Raw genomic sequence first — 23,503 nt, forward strand, 5'->3', positions numbered from 1 at the left:
GGTGCGACGCAAGCGCGCGGCCCCGGAGGCGGCGACAGACGCGCAGTCGCGGCTGGACGCGTGGTTCGCGACCCGCGGCTGGGCGCCACTGCCGTTCCAGCGCGACGTGTGGGCGCGGTACCTGGCCGGCGAATCCGGCCTGCTGCACACCCCCACCGGCAGCGGAAAGACGCTCGCCGCGCTCGGCGGCGTGCTGCTCGATGCACTCAACGCCGAGCCGGCCGCGCCTGCCCGCACGCGTCGGGCAGCGCCCCCGGACAACGCCACCCCCGCACACGAGGTGGGCCGGCTTCGCGTCGGCCGCGGCGGCCGCCTCGTGCGCACCGCGCCGAACGCAGCGCAACGCGAAGCCTCGCGCGGCCGCCAACGCGATCTCAAGCTGCTCTGGATCACCCCGCTGCGCGCGCTCGCCGCTGACAGTGCGCGTGCGATCCGCGAGCCGTTCGCCGAACTCGGACTCGACTGGGAGGTCGGACTGCGCACAGGCGATGCCAGTGCCCGCGACAAACGGCTTGCGCGCGACGGCCGCCTCGATGCGCTCGTCACCACGCCCGAGTCGATCGCGCTGCTGCTGTCGTACGCCGACACCGCGCCCCAGCTCGCGTCGCTGCAGGCCATCGTCATCGACGAGTGGCACGAGCTGGTCGGCAACAAGCGCGGCGTCCTGCTGCAGCTGTGCCTGGCCCGGCTTCGCGCGCTGGCGCCCGGTGTGCGCATCTGGGGCCTGTCCGCAACGCTTGGCAACCTCGACGAGGCCCGCGACGTGCTGCTGCCGCACCGCCCCGATGCGGCCATCGTCTCCGGTGTCGCGCCGCGCGCGGTCACGCTGGAATCGCTGGTGCCCGACGTCGGAGAGCGCTTTCCGTGGGCCGGGCACCTCGGGCTCAACCAGCTGCCCCGTGTCGTGGATCGGGTGTTTGCAGCCCGCACGAGCCTGGTCTTCACGAACACCCGCGCGTCGGCCGAGATGTGGCACCGCGCGCTGTCGGCCGTGTGGCTGGAGGACCCGGCCACACTCGCGCTGCATCACGGCTCGATCAGCGCCGCGTTGCGTGCGCAGACCGAGGCGGGCCTGCGCGAAGGCCGCCTGCGCTGCGTGGTGGCCACGTCGAGCCTCGATCTAGGCGTCGACTTCCCGGCCGTGGACCAGGTGATCCAGATCGGCAGCCCGAAGGGCGCGGCGCGCCTGCTGCAGCGCGCAGGCCGCGCGAAGCATCGGCCGGGCGAAGCGGGGCACGTCGTATGCGTGCCCACCCACGCGCTCGAGCTCGTCGAATTCGCCGCCGTGCGCCGCGCGATGCAGGCCGGCCGCATCGAGTCGCGTCCGCCGCCGATGCTGAGCCTGGACGTGCTCGCGCAGCACTGCGTGACCCTCGCGCTGGGCGGCGGATTCGATGGCGATGCGCTGTATGACGAAGTGCGCGGCGCGCACGCGTTCTCGACGCTGGCGCCGGACACCTGGCAGGCCGTGCTCGACTTCATCGTGCAGGGCGGTCGCGCGCTGGAGCACTACCCCGACTACCGGCGCGTGGTGCGCACGGAAGACGGGCGCTACGTGCTCATCGACGACCGCCGCATCGCGCTTCGCCATCGGCTCTCGATCGGTACGATCACGAGCGAGGGCTCGGTCGCGGTCAAACAGCTGCGGGGCGGGGCGCTCGGCTCGGTCGAAGAGACCTTCATCGCACGCCTGCGGCCGCGCGATCGGTTCCACTTCGCAGGCCGTCTGCTCGAACTCGTGCGCCTCGAGCAGATGACGGCGTACGTCCGCAACGTGCGCAGCGGCGACGGGCAGGTGCCGAAGTGGGCCGGCGTGCGGATGTCGTTGTCGACGGAGCTCGCGCGCGGCGTCGAGCACCTGCTGGCGACGCCTGCCGATGCGCCGGAGCTCGGTGCGCTCGCGCGCCTGCTCGATCTGCAGGCGTCGCTGTCCGCGTTGCCTGCGCAGGGCGAGATGCTGGTCGAGATCGTCAAGGCGCGCGACGGCCAGCACCTGTTCGTGTACCCGTTCCTCGGACGGGGGCTGCATGAAGGGCTTGCCGCTCTGCTGTCGCTGCGTTGGGGGCGCATCCGCGCAAACACGTTCGCCTACGCCGCGAACGACTACGGCTTCGTGCTGTCACCCGCGGAGGCCGTGCAGATCGACGAAACCGAACTGCAGGGTCTGCTGCATCCCGAGGGCCTGGTCGACGACCTGCGCGAGAGCCTCAACCTGGCGGAACTCGCGCGTCGTCAGTTCCGCGAGATCGCGCGTGTCGCGGGGCTGCTGCCGCCCTCGCTCCCGGGGCGAGCGAACCGTTCAATGCGCCAGCTGCAGGCCTCCAGCGGGCTGTTGTATGACGTCCTCCGTCGCTACGACCCCGACCACGTGCTCCTGCAGCTCGCCGACCACGAGGTGTTGAGCCAGCAGCTCGAAGTCACGCGGCTGCAGGCCGCGCTGGCCGATTGCGCGTCGCGCGCCTTGCGGTGGCGACGGCCGAAAAGCCTCACGCCGCTGTCGTTCCCCTTGTGGGCCGAGGGCAAGCGCGGCGAGCTCAGTACCGAAGACTGGAAAACCCGGGTGCAGCGCGCCGCGGAGCAACTCGAACGTCGCCATGCGCGCCGCGCTTGAGCTGCATATCGCCGGCGAGCCGGTGCAGTTGCTCGCTGATCGGGCGCTGTACTGGCCCCGCCACCGCCGCCTGCTGATCGCCGACCTGCACCTGGGTAAGGCTGATGTATTCCGGCGCGCGGGCATCGGCCTGCCGCGCGGCGGAACGACGCACGACCTGCAACGCCTCGATGCGCTCGTGGACGCAACCGGCGCCACGGCGCTGTGGGTACTGGGCGATGTCCTGCACGGGCCGGCGCCGGACGCCGCGTGGCGTGCGCGCTGGGGCGCGTGGCGCGAAGCGAACCCGGAGCTCCACGTTGCAGCACTCGTCGGCAACCACGACCGCGCGCTCGCGCAGGCCGGGCTCGGCATCGAACTGCTGGGCGAGGCACACGACGACGCACCGTTCGCGCTCCGGCACGAACCGGAGGATCACCCCTCGCTGCATGTGCTATGTGGGCACCTGCACCCGTGCATCGGGCTGCCGGGTCTCGGTCCCCGGCGCTGGCCCGCGTTCTGGCTGCGCGAACGTATGACCGTGCTGCCCGCCTTCTCAGCGTTCACCGGCGGCGTTGCGATTGCGCCGTCGGCGCGGGAGGTGGTCGCCATCTGCGCCGACGGCGTCATCACGAGCGTGCGCGGCCACGGTCATTCGCGTGGCGAGGCCACGGGGTCGCCGCGGCACAGGGGCCGATGAATCGTCGCCGACAGGCGAGGGCGGTGCGCTTGTGATCACGCGCGGCGGGCCTATACTGGCTCGGTCAGCAAGCAATTGTTGTCCCCGGGGGTGCACTGGCTTCGACGGGGGTTGCGAAATTGCCTGGTGCATGCCGAGGGGGTAGCTTTCCTCGTAAATCCAGCTGCAAAACTCTAGTTGCCAACGACGACAACTACGCTCTCGCCGCTTAAGGCGTAAGCCCCGAAACAGCTTGTGTCCGTGCTCGCTGTGTAGGGTCATTATCACGGAATCGCCGGTGATGGCTGCCCGTCAGTCGCCGGTTAACCCAAAGCGGGCTTGTCCTTGGGTGCGCTTTGCACGCCGTGCTGCCCCGGGACGAGAATCAACGGCGAGCTAAGCATGTAGTGCCGGGGATGGAGTGCCTTCGGACGGCGGTTCGATTCCGCCCACCTCCACCAAATTCAAAACCCGCCGCAAGGCGGGTTTTTTATTGTCTCGCGTATATCCTGTCGGCAATGGATGCCTCCCCCGACATCCCGCAGGACCGCGGACCACGATTTGCCGGCTGGCTGCACGGCGGTCACTTGCTCGCGTTCGCGGTCTTCGCCGGCGCCTTGCTGCTCGTGTTGGCCACGTGGCACACCGTCCGCCAGCGCGAGGTGCGCGCGGCGGAGGCTCGCTTTGTCGCGATGACCGGCGAGGTCACCGACCTCCTCGTGCAGCGTCTCGTCGAGTACGAACTCGTCGCGCGCGGCGGTGCCGCACTGTTCGCTTCGGTCAGCCGACCGACGCCGCAGCAGTGGGCGTCATACGTCGAGGGCATGGACCTCGAGGCGCGCTTTCCCGCAATGCTCGGTCTAGGCTTTGCCGCGTACGTGGACGGCGGGCGCATTGCCGCATTCCAGCTCGACCGACGCGATGCAGGGGACGGCTACTTCGAGGTCTATCCGCGTGGCAAGCGCGACACATACGCGCCCGTTCTGTTCCTCGAGCCGAGGACGCCCGCGAACATGCGTGCGGTCGGGTTCGACATGCATTCCGAGCCGACGCGGCAAGCGGCATTGCAAAGCGCACTCGAGACCGGCGCGGCGCGGCTGACAGGTCCCGTGCGGCTGCTTCAGGACGGGACCGCCAGGACCACGGGGCTGCTGCTGTACTTGCCCGTGTTCCGCAGCGGCGAAGCCCCCTCCGATGCAGCTGCGCGGCGGATGCTCATGCAGGGGTGGGTGTACGTGCCATTCCGCGTGCGGCCGTTCGTCACCGCGGCGCTCGGCAATATCCATCCCGAGGCGCGGTTCCGGGTGTACGACGTGACCGGCGGCCAGGCCGTGTTGCTCTTCACCAACGCGTCGGCCCCGGCCGAGGGGCAGGAGCCGGCATTCCGCTACGAGCGCACGCTGCAGCAGTACGGGCGCGACTGGCGAATCCAGTTCGAGTCGCCGCCAGTCGAGGTCGCCGCGCCGCGGCTGCCGGCGCTGCGCAATTCGCTCCTGCTCGGCATCCTGGCGTCGATGCTGCTGTACGGGATCGCGTGGTCCCTCGCGCAGACTGAGGCCCGTGCGCGCACGATCGCGCGCCGCCTCACCGAGGACTATCGCCGCAGCGAGCAGCGCTTCCGCGGCGCCATGCAGTACTCGGCGATCGGGATGGCATTGCTCGACAGCCACGGCGCGATCGTCGAAGCGAACCCGGCTATGGGCGGCATCGTGGGGCGTGATCCAAAAGCGCTGCAGGGGCTGACACTGCGCTCGTTGTTCTGCGACGGAGAGGACGACGCCGTGCGCGTCCCGACGCCGGCCCCGGACGAGGCGGGTACGCGCCGCGCGACGCGTCGCATCCAGCATGACGACGGCCCGCCGCGCTACGTGCACCTCACCTACGCTGCCGTGCCCGGCAACATCGGCCAGGACGTTGCCGAGCTCGTGCAGCTCGAGGACATCACCGAGCGCATGCGCGCCGAAGCACGCGTGCACGCGCTGAACCGCACGCTCGAGGCGCGCGTCGCGCTGCGCACGCGCGAGTTGAGCCAGGCCAACCAGGAGCTCGAATCGTTCGCGTACAGCGTCTCGCACGACCTACGCGCGCCGCTGCGTGCGATCGACGGATTCAGCCGGATCCTGGCTGAGCGTCACGGCGCGGTGCTTGACGATTCAGGGCGCGACTATCTCACCCGCGTGCGCCGCGCCGCAGGCCGAATGGGCGAGCTGATCGACGCAATGCTCAAGATGTCGCGGCTGACGCGCGGTGACATGCGGCTCGAGGTCGTCGACCTCAGCCGCCTTGCCGCCGAAATCGCTGACGACCTGCGCGCCGAAGACGCGGAGAGGCCGGTCGAGTTCGTCATCCAACCCGGACTGACGACTACGGGCGACGCCACGCTGCTGCGTAACCTGCTCTCGAATCTGCTCGCGAACGCCTGGAAATTCACGCGCGAGCGCGAACCGGCCCGTATCGAGTTCGGTCGTTTCGAGGACAGCGGCGAGTACTTCGTCCAGGACAACGGGGCGGGTTTCGACCAGGCCTACGTCGACAAGCTGTTCCGGCCGTTCCAACGCCTGCACAGCCAGGAGGCCTACGCGGGCCACGGCATCGGCCTGGCGACGGTGAAGCGGATCGTGGAGCGCCACGGCGGCGCAATCCGCGCCGAGGGCGCGGAGGGCGAGGGCGCGCTGTTCCGGTTTACGCTGCGCGCCGAGGCGCACGGCGAAGGGCGTTAAACCTCAGGCGTTCTTGTTGTGCCGACGCATGACGCGCTGCTTCTCGCGCGCCCAGTCGCGTTCTTTGTTGGTCTCGCGCTTGTCGTGCGTTTGCTTGCCCTTCGCGAGCACGACTTCGATCTTGACCTTGTTGCCCTTCCAGTACAGGGCCGTCGGCACAACGGTGTACCCGTCGCGCTGCACTCGGCCGATCAGTGTGTCGATCTCACTGCGGTGCAGCAGCAGCTTGCGCGCGCGCCGCTCCTCGGCAACCACATGCGTGGACGCGGAGATCAGCGGGGTGAACTGCGCGCCGAGCAAATGGATCTCGCCGTTGCGGATATTCGCGTATGCCTCGGTGATGTTCGCCCGTCCCGCGCGGATCGACTTCAGTTCCCACCCCTGCAGCGCAAGGCCCGCCTCGAATCGATCCTCGAGGTGGTAGTCATGCCGGGCGCGGCGGTTCAGCGCGATCGTGCCGCCCTTCGCGCTCTTTCCCGTATCCTTGCCGGTCTTGTTATTCGCAGTCTTCGCCATCGCGCCATTCTCTCCGATTGACGGGGATTTGCGTGAAAAGGCGATCGCAAGCCACTCATGCCCGATATCCGCCGCTCCGCGCTCGTCGAACACTCCGCCGCCCGCATGTTCGCCCTCGTCAACGACGTGGCGGCGTACCCGCGGCGCTTCGAGTGGTGCGAGCAAGCTCAGGTCCTGGAATCGTCAGACGAGCGCCAGCTCGCACGGCTCGACCTGCGTCTCGGCGGGCTGCGCACGTGGTTCATGACCGAAAATACGCTGTCTGCACCGCATCACATCGAGCTGCGACTGGTCGAGGGCCCGTTCAAACGGCTCAGCGGCCGCTGGGAGTTCCACGCGCTGGACGAGTCTGCCTGCCGCGTTACCTTGACGCTGAGCTTCGAGCCGAAGGTGCGTCTGCTGGCGCCGGCGCTCGCGATCGGATTCCAGGGGCTCGCGGATCGAATGGTCAACGACTTCATCCGCGTCGCCGACCGCGACCCGGATCCTCGCTGAGCCCGAGCTCGTGAAAATCGAAGTGATCCGCGCGTGGCCGCGGCGGTTCGAGTCGACGTTCCTCGAACTGCCGGAAGGCAGCACGGTTGGCGATGCGCTTGAGCAGGTGCAGCGTAACGCGGACGAGATTGCAGTTGCGGTGCATGGCCTGCGCGCAACCCCGCACACCCTTCTGCACGACGGCGACCGGATCGAACTGCTCAGGCCGCTGATTGCAGACCCAAAGGATGCACGGCGCAAACGCGCCGAACAGCGGCCACTGAAGGGCCGCTAGCGACAGGCGGCCTCAGCGGCCGCCGCGCGACTTTTTCTTGTCCTTCGCCAGGTTACGGCCGAACTGCTCGACCGACTTCTCGGCCAGCTGCTCGTCCTGCTCGGGGAAGTAATCCCCGTCCCAGCGGGCGAGCGTGTCGCCTTCGAACCACAGCGTCAGGTTCTTGATGTCTGCGCGCGATACGCGTCCGACCCGCTGCGTTGCCGTGTAGTCCCAGCGGCCCGGGTTGTACGGATCCGAGATCGACGGCGTGCCGAGCAGGGTCACGACCTGCTGCTTGCTCATGCCGGCCTGCAGCTGGTCGACCGCCGACTTCTCGAGCAGGTTGCCCTGGTAGATCGGCTGGCGATACACGATGCCGCAACCCGCGGTCATCGCGGCGACGAGCAGGACGGGCAGAAGCGAGCGCATTGCGTGCATGGGCACTGATCGGGCAGGGGAAATCAGCGCCGATGATACACTGCCGCCCCTGTCGACGACGGCGGCCACGGCCCTGTTCATCGCGGGTTGAGCGACCGATGCCTGCACGCGCATCGGAAAAATGCGAAGCGACCGGAGGCGCAATGGAGTCACAGGATCTGCGGAACGTCGGCTTGAAAGTCACGCATCCGCGCATGCGCATCCTTGCGCTGCTGGAGAAGTCGAAGTCGCGCCACGTCACTGCCGAAGACATCTACCGGATGCTTCTCGAGCAGGACGAGGACATCGGGCTGGCGACGGTCTATCGCGTGCTGACGCAGTTCGAAGCGGCGGGCCTTGTGCTCAAGCACAACTTCGAAGCGGGCCAGTCTGTGTACGAGCTCGATCGCGGCCAGCACCACGACCACATGGTCGACGTCGACACCGGCAAGATCATCGAGTTCGAAAGCGGCGAGATCGAAGAGCTGCAGCGCCGTATTGCCGAGAGCATGGGCTACGAGATCGAAGACCACTCGCTGGTGCTTTACGTGCGCAAGAAGCGCTGAAGCTGGCGGACTGTGTACGGGCGGCGCTGCGGCGACGCCCGTCCCGCTAGAACATCGCGCCGACGGCCGCGTGCGTCGCCGTGCAGAGGCCAGCGACGAGCCCGGCGGCGAGCATCATCCACGCCGGCGCAGCGTCGGACGTCCGCGCTTCGTTGAGCGGGATGCGCTTCACCCGCGCGACAACGACGTCCGTGCCGACGAGCAGCCCCGCCGAGATCAGGATCGATACGGTCGCGGGCCAAGTCACGCTCGAAGCATCGGTCCACTGCTGAAACGCGCCGAACAGCAGCGCCCAGCTCACGATCACGCCAAGCACGGTGAACAGCGTGCCGCCGAAGCCGCGGGTGTGAATCCACAGCAGCACGAGCGCCGCGACGCACGCGCCCCAGCCGCCGGAACCTGCGACCGCCAACACGCAGGCGGTGCCGAACAGCGCGGACACGATGACGAGTGCGGGATTCCACCGCAACGTATCTCGGTTCCACGCGGCAAGACGCCGCACCGCGGTCATGAGCGCGGTCCACGCAAATCCAATCCCCGCGGCGAGGCCGCTGGTCGCAGCTGCGCCGGCGAGTAACGCGTCCTGGCCAGCCAGCCAGTTGAAGAGCGCGACGAACGGCACCGCGTACACGGGTGCGCGCGCAACCGGCACCGCAAGGCGCCGCCAGTCGAAGCTGTTGGGATCCGTGACCCGGCGCCAGAACTCGAGGGCTTCGGTGTCCAGCCGGGCATAGGTGCTGTGCGCGCACGCCTCGACGAGGCGCGTAAACAGACCCGCCAGTTGGCCCGGCAGCCCCGGCACCAGGAGTATCAGGATCCGGCGCAGCCACGCCACCGGCCCCATGAGCTCGCGCAGCAACATGCGATCCACGGGCTTGACGCGCTTCGAGCGGTACTTCTCGATCAGTGCCTCGAACGCCTCCTCGGGTGACCGCGCACGCATCCCGGGCACGCCGGTCGGATCGAGCCAGCTGCGCGCCTCGAGGAAGTCGAGCGCGGGTGCGATCGCAGGGTGCCGCCGGAGGCGCGCGTCCACCCCGAAGAACGCCTGCAGCACGTCGAGGTGTCCCTGATGCGGGTTGAGTTCCGCGCCGCGGCGAGCGAGCGCGTCGAACACGTGGGGCATCACGGCCCACTTGAGTTCGATCGAGTACAGCGCCTCGTGATGATCGAGCCACGCCGCCAGATGGGTCGGATCCTGCCTGCGCAGCGGTTCGCACAGTTCAGCGAAGAACGCGCCGAAGTCGAAGTCCTGAGCGGGCTCCGCCCCGGTTTCGACGGGCGCGGCATCTCCGACCGCGTCGCTGGCTTCGTGCGTTGGTGTGTCGATGGGTCGCCCGAGTTCGCGACGCGCGTCATCGAGGGGCGAGGGCGCCAGCGCGTCGACCGCGGGGCCCTGCGGTTCGACCGTGTGCTCGGTCTCCTGCGCCGACCTGCGCGCGTGACCGGTCGCCCATTCGAACGCGTCCGAGAGCAGCTGGAACGCGACCGGGTCCGCCTCCGGGCGCGTGATCTTCAGCCGCGCGGCATAGGCGCGCTTGATTGCGCGCGCGTCCCCGGTCTCGGCGATGCCGAGGACGTCCCAGGCCGTCGCGCTCATGCCAGCGGCCCGGCTTCAAGGCCGTCGAGCGCAGACAGCAGCGCGGTGCGATGCTCATCGATCTGCGCCCGGTCCTGGGTCGCGAGCACCGACTGGAACTGCACTAGCCAGTGCTGCAACTGCGCGCGCATGTCGCCGAGCGACTCGGCGTAGAGGCGCTCCACCCGCGCCACGGCCGCAATGTTCGGCTGTTCCTCGCGTGGATGGACCTTGAGCGCCGCGAGTTCGTCCAGGCGCTTCTTCGCCTCGGCCTCCGTGAGGTCGCTGCCGTCCTGGATCAGCAGCAGCTCGCGGCGGATGCCGCTCTTCTGCACCGTGGCCTCGACCTGCAGCACGCCGTTGATGTCGTAGGTAAAGCGCACGTCGATCCCGCGCTCGTCCGGCGGGCCGGGCGGGACCGGAATCTCGAGCTGACCGAGCGCGATGTTCTGGTCTGCGCGCGGGTGTTCGCCCTGGTAAACGCCGAGCGTGACCTGCGTCTGTTGCGGATGCACGGGGAAGTACTCGCGCATCCGGCTGACCGGCACCGTGCTGTTGCGCTCGATGATCGGATCGAAATGGCCGTCGCTGCGCTGGCCTGGCCCCAAGTTCATGCTGATTTCGACGCCGAGCGAGTGCGGGCATACGTCGGTCAGCACGATTTCCTCGAACGCCGCGTCGCGCGCTTTGAGCGCGGCGGCGACGCAAGCACCCTGCGCAACCGCCTCGTCCGGCGCGACGTGCCGCAGCGGCAGCCGCCCAAGCAGGCGGGCGGCGATGCGCGACAGCAGCGGCATGCGCGACGCGCCGCCGACCATCACGACCTCCGCGAGGTCTGCACCGCGCAAGCCCGCATCGCGCATTGCACGCTCGATGGGTGTGCGCAGGCGCTGGATCAGCGGCGCGACAAGCGCCTCGAACTGCGATTCGTCGAGATCCGTCGCGACATCGTGCCCCGCAAGGGACAGGGCGATGCGCGCGGCGCGGCCGTTCGAAAGCTCGCGTTTCGCGTGCTCCGCCCGCATCCAGAGCATCGCGCGTTCCGCTGCCGACAGCGACTCCGCGTCGACCTTGTGCGACGCGAGCACGTGGTCGCGCAGCGCGTGTGTGAAGTCGTCGCCGCCGAGGAAATTGTCGCCGGCGCTCGCATGGACCTTCACCACGCCGTCGAACAGCTCGAGGATCGACACGTCGAACGTGCCGCCGCCGAGGTCGAGCACGAGGACGTGGGCGTCATCCAGCCGCTCCGCCAGGCCGTACGCGAGGGCGGCAGCTGTAGGCTCGTTGATCAGACGCTCGACTCGGACGCCCGCGAGTTCGCCGGCTCGACGCGTCGCGCGGCGCTGCGCGTCGCTGAAGTACGCGGGCACGCTGATCACGGCTTCGTCCGGCCGTGACCCGCAGGCGGCCTCCACGTCGTCGAGCAACGAGCGGATCACGAGTGCCGAAAGTTCTTCAGGCAGGTAAGCCCGCTTGCCGAGCCGTGTCTCGCGGCGCGTGCCCATCCAGCGCTTGAAACTCGCCACGCTCGCATCCGGATGCGAGATCACGCGGTCCAGCGCTGGGCGCCCGATCAGCAACGTGCCGTCGTCGCCCACGCTGACCGCAGATGGCGTGAGCACGTGGCCGTGGGCATTCGCGAACAACCGCGACTGCCCGTCGATGAACGCACCCACGAGCGAGTGAGTGGTCCCCAAGTCGATTCCGACGATCATGTTGCTGCAGGCCCCCACCTGCTGTCGTGCTGCGCCGCGAGCGGCCGGTACAGCCTACATCCGGAACACGCCGAAGCGCGTGCCGGTGCTCTGGCCCGGCGCCGGTTCGATCGGTGCGTTGAGGCTCGCCGAGATCCCGAGCCCGAGCACGCGCCGCGTGTCGGCGGGATCGATGATGCCGTCGTCCCACAGCCGCGCCGTCGCGTAGTAGGGGTTGCCCTGCGTTTCGTACTGGTCACGGATCGGCGCCTTGAACGCCTCCTCGTCCTCGGGCGTCCACACCTTGCCCGCGGCCTCGATCCCGTCGCGACGCACGGTGGCGAGCACGCTGGCCGCCTGTTCGCCGCCCATGACGCTGATGCGCGCGTTCGGCCACATCCACAGGAAGCGCGCGCCGTACGAGCGGCCGCACATCGCGTAGTTGCCCGCGCCGAAGCTGCCGCCGATCACGACGGTGAACTTCGGCACGTGCGAACACGCGACGGCGGTGACCATCTTCGCGCCGTCCTTCGCGATGCCCGCGTTCTCGTACTTGCGGCCGACCATGAAGCCCGTGATGTTCTGCAAGAACACCAGGGGGATGCCGCGCTGATTGCACAGCTCGATGAAGTGCGCGCCCTTGAGCGCGCTTTCGGCGAATAGGATGCCGTTGTTCGCGACGATGCCGACCGGATAGCCGTGCAGATGCGCGAAGCCGGTGACCAGCGTCTTCCCGTAGCGCGCCTTGAACTCCTGCAGCTCGCTGCCGTCGACGATGCGCGCGATGACTTCGCGGATATCAAACGGCCGGCGCGTGTCCTTCGGCACGATGCCATACAGCTCCTCTGCGCCGTACAGCGGCTCACGCACAGGCTGCGTCGCGACGGGAAGCGTCTTGCGGCGATTCAGATGGCCGACGATGTCGCGAGCGATCTGCAGCGCGTGGCGGTCGTCGTTGGCGAAGTGGTCGGCGACACCTGAGACGCTCGTGTGCACGTCCGCACCGCCGAGCGCTTCGGCATCGACGACTTCGCCGGTGGCCGCCTTCACCAGCGGCGGGCCTCCGAGGAAGATCGTCCCCTGTTCCTTGACGATCACCGACTCGTCGCACATCGCGGGCACGTACGCGCCGCCCGCGGTGCAGCTGCCCATGACGACCGCGATCTGCGGGATGTTCTCCGCGCTCATGCGCGCCTGGTTGTAGAAGATCCGGCCAAAGTGCTCCTTGTCGGGAAACACTTCATCCTGCAGCGGCAGAAACGCGCCGCCGGAGTCGACGAGGTAGACGCAGGGCAACCGGTTCTCGCGGGCGATCTCCTGCGCGCGGAGATGCTTCTTGACCGTCATCGGAAAGTAGGTGCCGCCCTTGACCGTCGCGTCGTTCGCGACGATGACGACTTCCTGACCCATCACGCGGCCGATGCCGCAGACCATGCCTGCGGCGGGCGCCGCGTCGTCATACATGCCCTCGGCCGCGAGGGGCGCGACCTCGAGGAACGGCGAGCCCGGGTCGAGCAGGGCCGTGATGCGGTCGCGCGCAAGCAGCTTGCCGCGCTCGGTGTGTTTCGTGCGCGCCTTCTCGCCGCCGCCGTCTGCGGCACGCGAGAGACGCGCGTCGAGTTCGTCGACAAGCGCGCGGTGGTAGGCGGCGTTGTCCTGGAAATCCTGCGAGCGGGGATCAAGCTGGGAGGCGAGGGCAGGCATCGACTCAGTCGCGAAACGGGGGCGCGGCATCAAACCACAAAGCGTGTGGATGGGCCAAGCAGGTCGCTTGTTCGGCAATCGTTCGCGACGAGCGCATGCGACGCCTCGGCTGCACGTAGTCTGGATGCGCGATGCGATCGCGATTCGCCCTTGCGTCGGCCGCGACGCGATTTACCGGCGGAACGCTTTCGGCGGCGGACCGAAGCCACGCGGGGTCTGCGCGGTTGCCGCGCTCTTGCGTCTCGCAACGAGACCTTCCTTGCGCGGCGACCGCGTTCGCGACGTGAGCCCACGCTCGAATGCGCCGCACGAGGCTACAAAAGAGAAGGGCCCGCTTGCGCGGGCCCTTCGGGTACTGCAGTCGCGTGAAGCGATTACTGCTGGACTTCTTCCGTCGCGGCCGGAGCAGCGGCGTCGACGGCCGGAGCGGCAACGTCGGCAGCCGGGGCAACGGCCGGGTCGATCACTTCAGCCGTGGTGGCCTCGGCAGCCGGGGCAGCGGCCGGGTCCAGAGCCGGGTCAACGACCGGCGCTTCGACGGCGACTTCGGCGTCAGCGGCAACGGCTTCTTCCGTCGCAGCAGCGTCGACGGCGGCGGTGTCAGCGGCTTCGTTGTTGCAAGCCGACAGGGCGAACGCGGCGGCGAACAGGGCGACGTAGAGCTTGGTGTTCATGGGATCTCTCCAGAGAAAACAGACTTGAGGGTGGGACAACGGTGAAGCAACGCCAGTGTTAATCGGCTCGGCTCATCGCGTCGCTTTCATGCACTGACAAGGAAAAGCCGCCAGGCAGCTGGCGGCCTTTCCGGTACAGCAAGCGGTATGGCTTGTTAGTTCTCGACGGCGTTTTCCGCCGCTTCCTGAGCCTGTTCTGCCGCGTCGGCGGACTGCGCCGCGGCGTCGGCTGCGCTGTCGGCGCTGCCGAGGTCGGTGGACGTCATCGCGGATTCCGCAGAGGTGGCCGCCGCATCAGCGGCGACAGCCGCTGCATCGGCTGCAGCCTGCGCGGCATCGGCCGCAGCAGCGTCACCGGCAGCGACCGCGCTCGACGCTGCGTCCTGCGCGGCGGTGGCCGCGTCGGCGGCTTCGACAGCGGAATCCGCAGCCTGCTCTTCGTTCGAGCACGCGGCCAGCGCAAAACCCAAGGCCAAAGCCAGGAGGGCCTTGTTGATCATCATGGTGCGGTTTCCTCGTCAGTGGGCGGGCGCACTCACCCGCGCGCCGATAACATGATGACAAGCCCTATTCACGTGTCAAGCGTCCCGTACTGGCAACCCACTGCCGTCGTACGGGTCGCGGTTCAGGTTAGCTCGATTGCGATGGCTGTCGCCTCGCCGCCGCCGATGCACAGCGAGGCGACGCCACGCTTCCCACCGCGCTGACGCAGCGCGTGGATCAGCGTGACCACCAGACGCGCGCCGCTCGCACCGATCGGGTGGCCGAGCGCAACGGCGCCGCCGTGGACGTTGAGTTTGTCGTGCGAGATGCCGAGTTCTTTCATCGGTGCCATCGCCACGCACGCAAACGCCTCGTTGATTTCAAACAGGTCGACGTCGTCCACTGTCCAGCCCGCCTTTTCGAGGACACGGCGCGTGGCTTCGATCGGAGCGGTGGTGAACCACTCGGGCTCGTGCGCATGTCCGGCATACGCAACGACACGCGCGAGCGGCGTGGCGCCAAGGCGCTCGGCGGCTTCGGCCGACATCAGCACGGCGGCCGCGGCACCGTCGGAAATCTTCGACGACGTGGCGGCCGTCAGGAGGCCCTCCTTGCCGAATGCGGCGCGCAGGGACGGAATCTTCGATGCGTCGATCTTGCCCGGCTCTTCGTCCGTGTCGACGACGACTTCGCCCTTGCGGCCTTTGACCGTCACCGGCGCGATTTCGTCATTGAACGCGCCGCCCTGCACGGCTTCCTGCGCACGACGCACGCTCTCGGCCGCGAAGGCGTCGAGATGCTCGCGCGTGTACTCGTACGTCAAGCAGGTCGCATCGCCGAACACGCCCATCGCCTTGCCGTCGTACGGGTTCGTGAGGCCGTCGTGGGCCATGTGGTCGAGGAATTCCGCCGCGCCGTAGCGCACGCCCGTGCGCGAGCCGTTGAGCAGGTGGGGCGCGTTGGTCATCGACTCCATGCCGCCGGCGACGACGACCTGCGCCGAGCCAGCGCGGATCATGTCGGCCGCTAGCATCATGGCTTTCATGCCCGAGCCGCAGACCTTGTTGATCGTGATGCACGCGGCCGAGGTCGGCACGCCCGCTGCGATCGCGGCCTGGCGCGCCGGTGCCTGGCCGAGGCCGGCGGGCAGCACACAGCCCATGATCACCTCTTCGACTTGGTCGGCCGCGACGCCACCGTGCTCGAGTGCGGCGCGAATGGCCGTGGCGCCAAGCTGCGGGGTGGGCACGCCGGTGAACTGGCCGAGGAAGGAACCGATGGCGGTGCGCTTGGCACCGACGATGACGACGTCGCTCATGGCGTGCTCCGAGTGGGGCGGTCGGCTCAAGGCCGGAACCACCCGATTATGCGACTGCATGCTGCAGCGCGGCAAACGGACGTTCCGACGGTGCCTGTGCACGAAATGTGTATGCGACCTGCAGGCGGCGAGCAGCCACACAGTCGGCGTAAGTCGCCGAGACCGCAGGGTTTTTCTCGCGTCCGCGGCATAGGCTTGGGCGGGTGGGGTACCAGTCTCGCGATGGTGGGCGAGCCGCAGCGTCGCACCGCCTGAACAATCACGCCAAAGCCCGCACATCAGCCAATCGGCCGAGGACGACCGCAAACAAAAAGGCGACCCGAAGGCCGCCTTTTCGTGCCGCCTGCGCGCGCTCAGGCGTTGCCGGCGAACAGCTCTCGCCCGATCAGCATGCGGCGGATCTCGTTCGTGCCTGCGCCAATCGCATAGAGCTTTGCGTCGCGCAGGATGCGGCCGGTCGGGTACTCGTTGATATAGCCGTTGCCACCGAGCGACTGGATCGCTTCGAGTGCGACCTGCACCGCGCCTTCCGATGCGTGCAACAGGCACGAGGCCGCGTCGATGCGGCTGCGCTGGCCGGCGTCGTAGTCGCGCGCCACCTGGTAGGCGAACGCACGCGCGGACTGCAGCGCCGTGTACATGTCGGCCACTTTCGCCTGCATCAGTTCAAAGCAACCGATCGGCGTGTCGAACTGCTTGCGCTCGCGGACGTAGGGCAGGGTGATGTCCATGGCCGCCTGCATGAGGCCGATCGGGCCGCCGCTCAGCACGAGGCGCTCGGTGTTGAGACCGCTCATGAGCACCTTGACGCCGTTGTGCACTTCGCCGAGCACGTTTTCCTGCGGAATTTCGCAGTTGTCGAACACGAGCTCGCAGGTGTTGCTGCCGCGCATGCCGAGTTTGTCGAGCTTCTGGGCGGTGCTGAAGCCCTTCATGCCTTTCTCGACGAGGAACGCGGTCATGCACTTGCTGCCCGCCTCCTTGCCGGCGGTGCGCATGTAGACGATGAGCACGTCGGCCTCGGGGCCGTTCGTGATCCACATCTTGTTACCGTTCGCGATCCACACGCCGTCGCGCAGTTCGGCGCGGCAGGCCATGGAACCGACAACGTCCGAACCTGCACCCGGCTCGCTCATCGCGAGCGCGCCTTTGAACTCGCCCGTGCAGAGCTTCGGCAGGTATTTCTGACGCTGCGCCTCGTTGCCGTTCGCGTAGAGGTTGCTCACGCACAGGTTGGAGTGCGCGCCATACGACAGGCCGATCGAGCCCGATGCACGCGAGATCTCTTCCATCGCGACGAGGTGCGCGAGGTAGCCCATCTCGCTGCCGCCGTATTCGCCCGGCACGGTCAGGCCGAGTAGGCCCATTTCGCCGAGCTTGGGCCACAGTTCCTGCGGGAAGGCGTTCTCGTGGTCCACGCGTTCGGCAATCGGCGCGATCTCGGACTCGGCAAAGCGGCGCACGGCGTCGCGCAGCGCATCGACTTCTTCACCCAGCGGGAAAGGACGCATCGGAACTCCTGGTTGTCGGTTGTTGGTCTGACGACTCAAAAAGAACGACGGGGCTCTAGGCCCCGTCGTCATAACGCAACAGTTACGGCTCAGTGGCCGCCGCGGATGCGACCCTGGAAGCGCGGTACCGAGCGACCCAGCGGCAGCTTCAGCTTGCCGATCGCGCTGATGCGCTCTTCGGCCAGGCGGTCGGCGGCCTTGTAGGTCGGGATGCCGTCGCGCTCGGCGATCTCGAAGATGCGGCCGAGGTTGTGGTAGATCGTGCGCATCATGCGCATCGCGCGTTCGCGGTTGTAGCCGTCGAGCTCCAGCGCGACGTTCATGACACCGCCCGCGTTCACCGCGTAATCCGGCGCGTACAGGATGCCGCGCTTGGCGACTTCATCGCCGATCGCGTTGTTCGCGAGCTGGTTGTTCGCGGCGCCGCAGATGACCTTCGCCTTCAGGCGCGGCAGCGTCTGCTCGTTGACCGTGCCGCCGAGCGCGCACGGCGAGTAGATGTCGGCCGGCACGTCGTAGATCTCGTCGAGACCCACGGCTTCCGCGCCGAACTCGTTGACTGCGCGATCGACCAGCTGCTGGTTGATGTCGGTGACGAAGATCTTCGCGCCGCGCTCCTTGAGCAGCTTCACGAACTCCATGCCGACGTGGCCGAGGCCCTGCACGGAGTAGGAGTACTTGCCCACTTCCTCGTTGCCGAAGCGCTTGTTGAGCGCGGCCATCAGGCCCTGCAGCGTGCCGTACGCGGTGAACGGCGACGGGTCGCCCGAACCGCCGTGGACCTGGTGCACGCCGGTGACGTACTCGGTCTCGCGGTAGACGTACTCCATGTCGTTGACGTCGATGCCGACGTCCTCGGCCGTGATGTAACGGCCGCCGAGCGACTCGACGAACTGGCCGAACGCGCGGAACAGCGCCTCGGACTTGTCCTTCGCCGGATCGCCGATGATCACGGCCTTGCCGCCACCGATGTTCAGGCCCGCGACCGCGTTCTTGTACGTCATGCCGCGCGAGAGGCGCAGCACGTCGTTCAGCGCTTCCGCCTCGGTCTTGTACGGCCACATGCGCGTGCCGCCCAGGGCCGGGCCGAGCACGGTGTTATGGATCGCGATGATGGCCTTGAGGCCGGCGTCCTTGTTGTGGCAGAACACGACCTGCTCGTGGCCGAAGGTGTCGAGGGTTTCGAAAATCATCCGGTGCTCCGCGTCGGCAGGCGGTCGCACAAAGGCCACCACGCCGGCTCTAAGTTGATAAGTCGTTGAATCGGCAGTGAATCGTGTCTGCGTGGGGCGCTAGGGCGTCCGCCGCAGGGCCGACATTCTAATGCAATCGATTGCAGGGGCCGTGACGCGGTGGCCGGGCAAAAGCGGCCATCGTCAGCTCGCGCGCGGTAGCGCCTTGGTGAAGCGACGCGCCCCCGAAGCATCGTGCATGCGTCACGGTGTCGCACATGCGCTGCATCCGCAGCCGCTAGGTCCCCGTATTCCCGCCCGAACAACGCGCCGAAACCACCGGCGCGTAGAACGCCGAAAGGGGAATGACGATGGGACAGTTGATCAGAAAGTGCCTGCTCGCGGGAGGATTGCTTGCGTGCGCGCAGCTCGCGACCGCGGCAACGCTCGCCCAGCGCGCGTCGGCGGAGTCGCAGGCCGACTCGCACGGCACGCCCACTCAGAAGCCGCGCTCACAGGATGCGAGCACTGCATCGGGAGCACGCGCTTCGGCCGGGTCGCCAATCCACGGACGCATCAGCCTCACGGCCGGTCCGCGGCAGGACGTCATGCGCGGCGAGGTCGAGGACACGGTGATCTACTTCGTGCCGGAGGACGGCGCACAGAAGCCGGCCCCGATTCGTGCCAGCGCTGCGACGTACACCAAGGGGTTCGATCCCAACCTTCTCGTCGTGCCGGTCGGCAGCACGGTCCGGTTTCCGAACCGCGACGTCATCATCCACAACGTGTTCTCGGTAACGCCGGGCTCGGCGTTCGACCTCGGCAACTACGGGCCGGGTGAGACGCGCTCGCAGCGTTTCGACAAGGCCGGGCTCGTCGTCGTCAATTGCCGCGTGCACCGCGGCATGCGCGTCAACGTGCTCGTGCATGAAACGCCGCATCTGGTGCGGCCCGACGCAGACGGCCGTTTCAAGCTGAGCGGACTTCCGGCTGGGCGCGGCACGCTGGTGATCTGGCACCCGCGCGCGTCCGCGCAGTCGGTCGTGGTGGACGGCGTTTCCAACGCGCCGATCGTCCGCACGCTCGTGGCCTCCCGGCCGCGCATCAGCAGCTACCTCTGAGGCGACACATGAGTCGGAACCGTTTTCTGACCCGCGTGGGCCTCGTGGCCCTGGCGTTGGTGCTCGCACTCGGTGCATTGCTGATCTGGCAACAGGCGCGGCTTTTGCACGTGCACGATGCGCACGTGCGTGAGCAACAGCGGGCCACCCAGCGCGCAATCGAGAACCAGCACCGAGCTGCACTGCAAAAGCGGGCGGAGTTCGTCGCGAGCGACCCCGCCTTCGCGGGCTACGTCGAGCAGGCGATGGGCGGCGCATTGCCCGGCATGGACATCGACACGACCTCCATCGTCGACCTACTGCGCGAGCGCCAGAGCCAGCACGGTCTTGCCGCCTCCGCCGTGCTGGACCGCAACGGCCGCGTCGTCGCGTCCACGGTGGAACTTGGGCGCGCCGGCACGCTGGAAGGCGACCCCTTGTTTGCGCGAGCGCAGACCGACCTCACCGTGGTGACCGGTGTGCGCGAGCAGGCCGAGGGCCTGCTGCACGTGGCAGTGCTTCCACTGGCGGCGGTCGGCGTGAGCGAAGGCTTCCTGCTCGTCGGAATGCCGCTGGACCTTCGCTTTGCGCAGGAGATCGCTGCCGCGGGCGGGGGCGACGTGCTGCTGCGGCACGCCGACAGCGGGCGCGTCGTGGCCTCTACGCTCGGTGGAGCGCCTGCAGCCATCCTGCAGGCGCTCGCACAGCCTGGCGATGCAGCACCGGCGCAGGTGCTCGTCGGTGATGCCGACCGTCCGGTAACGGTGCTGCCCTTGCTCGATTCGGATCGCGCGCGACTCGTGCTGCTCGCATCGGCTGCGCCCCGCGAAGCCCTCATCGGCGCGCTGCGCACGACGTGGCTGGTTGCGGTCGCCGTTCTGTTGCTGGTGCTCGCAGCGGTGGCATGGCTGATCTGGCGCAGCGTGTTGAAGCCCGCGGCCGCGATCGCCGATTGCCTCGATCGCGCCGGTGCCGGTGATTTCCGCTTGCAGATGCCGATGGCGGCGGCCGGCTCCCTCGCACCGCTCGCGCACGCATTCAATCGGCTCATGGCGCGCCTGAGCACCTGATCACTGCCGGCGCATGCGCGTGCCGATAAGCGCATGCGCCGGACGATTCGTGCTCAACGTCCCAACTTCCACACGGCCACGCATCCACTCCGACGCGCCCTGCGTAAAGCGCGACAACGACGCCGGTGCGCGTTGCATATCCAATAGGGGACGTACGTGAAGCAAACACCATTCGCCCGAGCGACGCGGCTATCGCTCGCCATGGCCACCGCGCTCTGCGCGCCTGCAGCCTATGCGCAGGATCTTGCCTCGCTCGAAGCGCCGGCCGAAGACGCGACCGACACCCGCGCGGGCATGAGCGGCAAGCTGCTGCTGACCGGCGGCGTGAGCCAGATCGAAGGCGCAGCCGGCGGCGGTCTCACCCCGTGGGCGGTGATCGGCGGCTACGGCACGCGTGACCAGATCGGCGCGAATGCGTACTTCACCCGGGTCGAAGTCGACGACTACAGCCTCGACAGCTTCGGTGCGCTCGTCGGCTTCTACGACCGCGTCGAGCTCAGCATCGCGCGCAACGAGTTCGACACCGAGAACGTCGGCGCCACGCTCGGTCTCGGCCGCGGGTTCACGATCAAGCAGGACGTGGTGGGCGTGAAGCTCCGCGTGGCCGGCGACGCCGTGCTGGAGCAGGATTCGATGCTGCCGCAAATCGCGATCGGCGCGCAGCACAAGCGCAACGATCAAGGCGGACTGCTCGCGGCCATCGGCGCGCAGGACGACAGCGGCACCGACTTCTACGTGAGCGCCACCAAGCTGTTCCTGGATCAGAGCCTGCTGCTCAACGGCACTGTGCGTTTCACCGAGGCCAACCAGTTCGGCATCCTCGGTTTCGGCGGTGACAAGCACGACGGTCACTCCGCGCAGTTCGAGGCCTCGGCCGCCTACCTCGTCACGCGCAATCTCGCGATCGGCGCCGAATACCGCACCAAGCCCGACAACCTCAACATCGCCGTCGAGGACGACGCCTACGACGTGTTCGTCGCCTGGGCGCCGGTCAAGAACGTCTCGCTGACGGTCGCCTATGTCGACCTCGGCAACATCGTCATCGCCGACAACCAGCGCGGCGTCTACGCCTCGCTCCAGGTCGGCTTCTGAGCAACGCGGAGACCCACCCATGAACCTCTACAACCACGCGCTCGCCACGGCGCTCTCGTTCGGCCTCGCATTCACCGCGGCCGCCCAGTCGCCGGCGCCGACCGCAGGAGCCGCGCCCGCCGGGCAACAGGACCCCACCGCACGCAATCCCGCGCCGGTTCACCCCGAGCTCAAGGGCGTCTTCCAGGATTTCGGCAGCGAGCCGGGACTGACCGCGCTGATGGACGAGTTCATGGCCGTGATGCTCGAAGACCCGCGCATGCGGCCGTTCTTCGAGAACACCGACCAGCCGCGCATCAAGCGCCAGCTCGTCGAGCAGTTCTGCGCGATCCTCGGCGGCGGCTGCGCCTACAGCGGGCGCGACATGAAGTCCTCGCACGCGGGCCTCGGCATCGACCGCGCGGACTTCAACGCACTCGTCGAGGACCTGCAGGTCGCGATGGACCGCAAGGGCGTGCCGTTCCGCTCGCAGAACAAGCTGCTGGCGATCCTCGCGCCGATGCATCGCGAAGTGATCACGCGCTGAGGGCGGGGCGTACCGCGGCGGCGATGCGTCGCCGTGGTCAGTAGCTGCGGTAGCGGCGTTCGCGCAGCCACAGCGTGGCGAGCCACTTCTCGCCGCGCTCGACCGGCAGGCCCGCATGCAGCGAGTCTGCGTTGGGCCGGCCATCGGCGTCGAGGTTGTCGAACATCACCGCGCAGCCTGCGCGCGGCTCCACACGGACGCCCGCCGCCGGGAACTCGGTCGCGCCGCCGGCTTCGACGTCGTTGAGATAGACGCAGATCGTGCGGGTACGGTTGCCGGCGTGCGGCCGGTCGGCGGCGAGTGAGGCCGGGTTGAGGTAATCGCGGTGCGGGCGGTATTCCTCGCCCGGCGCGTAGCGCAGCACGATCAGCTGCTCGGCATGCACCAGTTCCATGCGTGCGGCTCGCGCGATGCGCAGCTGCACGGCGCGCAGCGCGAGGTCTTCGAGAATCGGGTCGAAGCTCGCGTCCTGACTGGTCCGCACCTGCGTCGCGGCAGGCTGGCCCGTTTCCGGGTCCAGCGTCTGCGACCGGCGCAGCAGCTGCGCGCCGCAGGCGATCAGCAGGCGGCACTCGTCAGCCGACAGCAGCCCTTCGATCTCCGACATGCGTGGCGAGGACGCGCGCTCGACCAGCGGCGGGGTCTGCAGCGCGTCCTCGAGCGCGACCATGCCGGGCGCGGGGATGTGGCGGGGGTCAGTCGTCGGCCTGCGGGCCGACGACGCGGGCAAGGGCAGGGCGCCCGCCGCTTCTAGCCGGCGACGCAGGTCTTCGGCCGCGGCCGGTTGCGGCGCACAGCCTTCACCGCGGGCGAGCCGCGGAAGCAGCAGCTGCGCGGCGATGCCGTCGCCCAGCTGCGCGGCGCGTTGCAGCATCTGGACGCACAGCGCCTGGTCCTGCGCGCTGTCGCGGCGTCCGAAATGCACCGCGGCGGCGCGCAAGGCCGGCGGAAAACCGGCCTGCACCCCGGCGAGCACGCGCTGGTTGATCCGCCCGTCCCGCGGCAGCACGGTGCTGCCTAGCGCGATCAGCGCAAGGAAGTAGCCAGCCACGACATTGCGCTGCCGCTCGGCGCGCTCCAGCCAGTCGACCGCTGCATGAGGCGCTGCGTCGGTGCCGATGCCATAGAGCAGCATCCGGGCGCACTCGACCTGCGCGCCGCCGTGACCGGCTTCGGCCGCGGCGCGGTGCAGCTCGAACGCCTCCTCCATCGCGCCGCGCTGGACGAGCGCGAGGGCAAGGCGCACGCGGTCATCCAGACCGCCACGCGCGGCCGCGGCGCGCAGGGCGGCCAGTTCAGGGTCGACGTCGACAGGGGGCTGGAAGCTCATCGGCGCAGCTT

The 23,503-nt window shown here is 68.4% G+C and carries 21 protein-coding genes and 1 other RNA gene; 11 read left to right on the forward strand and 11 right to left on the reverse strand.

What is annotated here, in order from left to right; translation table 11 throughout:
- Position 1: 1 nt before the first annotated feature.
- The 4 genes from IE075_RS02785 (at position 2) to IE075_RS02800 (ending at position 5,989) form a co-directional block, all read left to right on the forward strand.
- Positions 2-2,611 (forward strand): ligase-associated DNA damage response DEXH box helicase, encoded by a 2,610-nt coding sequence (locus IE075_RS02785; protein WP_229792275.1) that lies wholly within the window; start codon positions 2-4, stop codon positions 2,609-2,611.
- Positions 2,595-3,290: a ligase-associated DNA damage response endonuclease PdeM gene (pdeM, locus tag IE075_RS02790; RefSeq protein WP_189453074.1), complete on the forward strand. Its 696-nt coding sequence runs from the start codon at positions 2,595-2,597 to the stop codon at positions 3,288-3,290. The genes IE075_RS02785 and pdeM overlap by 17 nt, the downstream gene beginning before the upstream one ends.
- Before the next feature lie 86 nt (positions 3,291-3,376).
- Positions 3,377-3,730, forward strand: a transfer-messenger RNA (tmRNA) gene (gene ssrA / locus IE075_RS02795).
- 57 nt (positions 3,731-3,787) lie between these two features.
- Complete coding sequence (locus tag IE075_RS02800) at positions 3,788-5,989, forward strand: CHASE domain-containing protein (protein ID WP_189453078.1); 2,202 nt, start codon at positions 3,788-3,790, stop codon at positions 5,987-5,989.
- A gap of 3 nt (positions 5,990-5,992) precedes the next feature.
- On the opposite strand, the gene smpB is transcribed toward IE075_RS02800, so the two are convergent.
- Positions 5,993-6,505 (reverse strand): SsrA-binding protein SmpB, encoded by a 513-nt coding sequence (smpB, locus tag IE075_RS02805; protein ID WP_189453079.1) that lies wholly within the window; start codon positions 6,503-6,505, stop codon positions 5,993-5,995.
- 57 nt (positions 6,506-6,562) lie between these two features.
- Here smpB and IE075_RS02810 point away from each other — a divergent pair, with 57 nt between their 5' ends.
- Positions 6,563-7,000, forward strand: coding sequence for a type II toxin-antitoxin system RatA family toxin (locus IE075_RS02810; RefSeq protein WP_189453081.1), 438 nt, complete (start codon positions 6,563-6,565; stop codon positions 6,998-7,000).
- Positions 7,001-7,010: 10 nt separating this feature from the next.
- On the forward strand, positions 7,011-7,274 hold the full coding sequence (locus IE075_RS02815; protein WP_189453083.1) for an RnfH family protein: 264 nt from the start codon (positions 7,011-7,013) through the stop codon (positions 7,272-7,274).
- A gap of 12 nt (positions 7,275-7,286) precedes the next feature.
- Here IE075_RS02815 and IE075_RS02820 read toward each other — a convergent pair whose 3' ends face one another.
- Entirely contained in the window at positions 7,287-7,685 is a 399-nt protein-coding gene (locus IE075_RS02820; protein WP_189453085.1) for an outer membrane protein assembly factor BamE, read from the reverse strand.
- Between the two features lie 152 nt (positions 7,686-7,837).
- On the opposite strand from IE075_RS02820, the gene fur reads away from it, so the two are divergent.
- A complete protein-coding gene (gene fur / locus IE075_RS02825; protein ID WP_189453087.1) occupies positions 7,838-8,239 on the forward strand; it encodes a ferric iron uptake transcriptional regulator in 402 nt (133 codons plus the stop codon).
- A 46-nt stretch (positions 8,240-8,285) separates the two neighbouring features.
- On the opposite strand, the gene IE075_RS02830 is transcribed toward fur, so the two are convergent.
- The 8 genes from IE075_RS02830 to IE075_RS02865 form a co-directional block, all read right to left on the reverse strand.
- A complete protein-coding gene (locus IE075_RS02830; protein WP_189453088.1) occupies positions 8,286-9,839 on the reverse strand; it encodes a hypothetical protein in 1,554 nt (517 codons plus the stop codon).
- A complete protein-coding gene (locus IE075_RS02835; RefSeq protein ID WP_189453091.1) occupies positions 9,836-11,533 on the reverse strand; it encodes an Hsp70 family protein in 1,698 nt (565 codons plus the stop codon). The genes IE075_RS02830 and IE075_RS02835 overlap by 4 nt, the downstream gene beginning before the upstream one ends.
- A gap of 54 nt (positions 11,534-11,587) precedes the next feature.
- A complete protein-coding gene (locus tag IE075_RS02840; RefSeq protein ID WP_189453093.1) occupies positions 11,588-13,216 on the reverse strand; it encodes a carboxyl transferase domain-containing protein in 1,629 nt (542 codons plus the stop codon).
- Between the two features lie 374 nt (positions 13,217-13,590).
- A complete protein-coding gene (locus IE075_RS02845) occupies positions 13,591-13,890 on the reverse strand; it encodes a hypothetical protein (protein ID WP_189453094.1) in 300 nt (99 codons plus the stop codon).
- A gap of 155 nt (positions 13,891-14,045) precedes the next feature.
- Positions 14,046-14,393, reverse strand: a complete 348-nt coding sequence (locus IE075_RS02850; protein WP_189453096.1) for a hypothetical protein — start codon at positions 14,391-14,393, stop codon at positions 14,046-14,048.
- 122 nt (positions 14,394-14,515) lie between these two features.
- Positions 14,516-15,691 (reverse strand): thiolase family protein, encoded by a 1,176-nt coding sequence (locus IE075_RS02855; protein WP_189453098.1) that lies wholly within the window; start codon positions 15,689-15,691, stop codon positions 14,516-14,518.
- Positions 15,692-16,044: 353 nt separating this feature from the next.
- A complete protein-coding gene (locus tag IE075_RS02860) occupies positions 16,045-17,202 on the reverse strand; it encodes an isovaleryl-CoA dehydrogenase (RefSeq protein ID WP_189453100.1) in 1,158 nt (385 codons plus the stop codon).
- 89 nt (positions 17,203-17,291) lie between these two features.
- The gene (locus IE075_RS02865; protein ID WP_189453102.1) at positions 17,292-18,395 is read right to left on the reverse strand and encodes a Glu/Leu/Phe/Val dehydrogenase dimerization domain-containing protein; all 1,104 of its coding nucleotides are present in this window, start codon (positions 18,393-18,395) and stop codon (positions 17,292-17,294) included.
- Between the two features lie 350 nt (positions 18,396-18,745).
- On the opposite strand from IE075_RS02865, the gene IE075_RS02870 reads away from it, so the two are divergent.
- The 4 genes from IE075_RS02870 (at position 18,746) to IE075_RS02885 (ending at position 22,162) form a co-directional block, all read left to right on the forward strand.
- Positions 18,746-19,495, forward strand: a complete 750-nt coding sequence (locus IE075_RS02870; protein WP_189453104.1) for a cupredoxin domain-containing protein — start codon at positions 18,746-18,748, stop codon at positions 19,493-19,495.
- Positions 19,496-19,503: 8 nt separating this feature from the next.
- Complete coding sequence (locus IE075_RS02875) at positions 19,504-20,544, forward strand: methyl-accepting chemotaxis protein (RefSeq protein WP_189453105.1); 1,041 nt, start codon at positions 19,504-19,506, stop codon at positions 20,542-20,544.
- Positions 20,545-20,745: 201 nt separating this feature from the next.
- Complete coding sequence (locus tag IE075_RS02880) at positions 20,746-21,636, forward strand: DUF3034 family protein (protein ID WP_189453107.1); 891 nt, start codon at positions 20,746-20,748, stop codon at positions 21,634-21,636.
- 19 nt (positions 21,637-21,655) lie between these two features.
- A complete protein-coding gene (locus IE075_RS02885; RefSeq protein ID WP_189453109.1) occupies positions 21,656-22,162 on the forward strand; it encodes a group I truncated hemoglobin in 507 nt (168 codons plus the stop codon).
- A 37-nt stretch (positions 22,163-22,199) separates the two neighbouring features.
- Here IE075_RS02885 and IE075_RS02890 read toward each other — a convergent pair whose 3' ends face one another.
- A complete protein-coding gene (locus IE075_RS02890) occupies positions 22,200-23,492 on the reverse strand; it encodes a 2OG-Fe(II) oxygenase (RefSeq protein ID WP_229792276.1) in 1,293 nt (430 codons plus the stop codon).
- Between the last annotated feature and the right edge of the window lie 11 nt (positions 23,493-23,503).

Source organism: Cognatilysobacter bugurensis (assembly GCF_014652095.1).
Classification (GTDB): Bacteria; Pseudomonadota; Gammaproteobacteria; order Xanthomonadales; family Xanthomonadaceae; genus Cognatilysobacter; species Cognatilysobacter bugurensis.

Coding starts and splice junctions, on each gene's coding strand:
- smpB (WP_189453079.1), bottom strand. CDS start 6,505: ATGGCGAAGACTGCGAATAACAAGACCGGCAAGGATACGGGAAAGAGC.
- IE075_RS02835 (WP_189453091.1), bottom strand. CDS start 11,533: ATGATCGTCGGAATCGACTTGGGGACCACTCACTCGCTCGTGGGTGCG.
- IE075_RS02880 (WP_189453107.1), top strand. CDS start 20,746: ATGGCCACCGCGCTCTGCGCGCCTGCAGCCTATGCGCAGGATCTTGCC.
- IE075_RS02875 (WP_189453105.1), top strand. CDS start 19,504: ATGAGTCGGAACCGTTTTCTGACCCGCGTGGGCCTCGTGGCCCTGGCG.
- pdeM (WP_189453074.1), top strand. CDS start 2,595: ATGCGCGCCGCGCTTGAGCTGCATATCGCCGGCGAGCCGGTGCAGTTG.
- IE075_RS02840 (WP_189453093.1), bottom strand. CDS start 13,216: ATGCCTGCCCTCGCCTCCCAGCTTGATCCCCGCTCGCAGGATTTCCAG.
- IE075_RS02810 (WP_189453081.1), top strand. CDS start 6,563: ATGCCCGATATCCGCCGCTCCGCGCTCGTCGAACACTCCGCCGCCCGC.
- IE075_RS02845 (WP_189453094.1), bottom strand. CDS start 13,890: ATGAACACCAAGCTCTACGTCGCCCTGTTCGCCGCCGCGTTCGCCCTG.
- IE075_RS02870 (WP_189453104.1), top strand. CDS start 18,746: ATGGGACAGTTGATCAGAAAGTGCCTGCTCGCGGGAGGATTGCTTGCG.
- IE075_RS02850 (WP_189453096.1), bottom strand. CDS start 14,393: ATGATGATCAACAAGGCCCTCCTGGCTTTGGCCTTGGGTTTTGCGCTG.
- IE075_RS02800 (WP_189453078.1), top strand. CDS start 3,788: ATGGATGCCTCCCCCGACATCCCGCAGGACCGCGGACCACGATTTGCC.
- IE075_RS02830 (WP_189453088.1), bottom strand. CDS start 9,839: ATGAGCGCGACGGCCTGGGACGTCCTCGGCATCGCCGAGACCGGGGAC.
- IE075_RS02855 (WP_189453098.1), bottom strand. CDS start 15,691: ATGAGCGACGTCGTCATCGTCGGTGCCAAGCGCACCGCCATCGGTTCC.
- IE075_RS02820 (WP_189453085.1), bottom strand. CDS start 7,685: ATGCGCTCGCTTCTGCCCGTCCTGCTCGTCGCCGCGATGACCGCGGGT.
- IE075_RS02865 (WP_189453102.1), bottom strand. CDS start 18,395: ATGATTTTCGAAACCCTCGACACCTTCGGCCACGAGCAGGTCGTGTTC.
- IE075_RS02890 (WP_229792276.1), bottom strand. CDS start 23,492: ATGAGCTTCCAGCCCCCTGTCGACGTCGACCCTGAACTGGCCGCCCTG.
- IE075_RS02860 (WP_189453100.1), bottom strand. CDS start 17,202: ATGCGTCCTTTCCCGCTGGGTGAAGAAGTCGATGCGCTGCGCGACGCC.
- IE075_RS02885 (WP_189453109.1), top strand. CDS start 21,656: ATGAACCTCTACAACCACGCGCTCGCCACGGCGCTCTCGTTCGGCCTC.
- fur (WP_189453087.1), top strand. CDS start 7,838: ATGGAGTCACAGGATCTGCGGAACGTCGGCTTGAAAGTCACGCATCCG.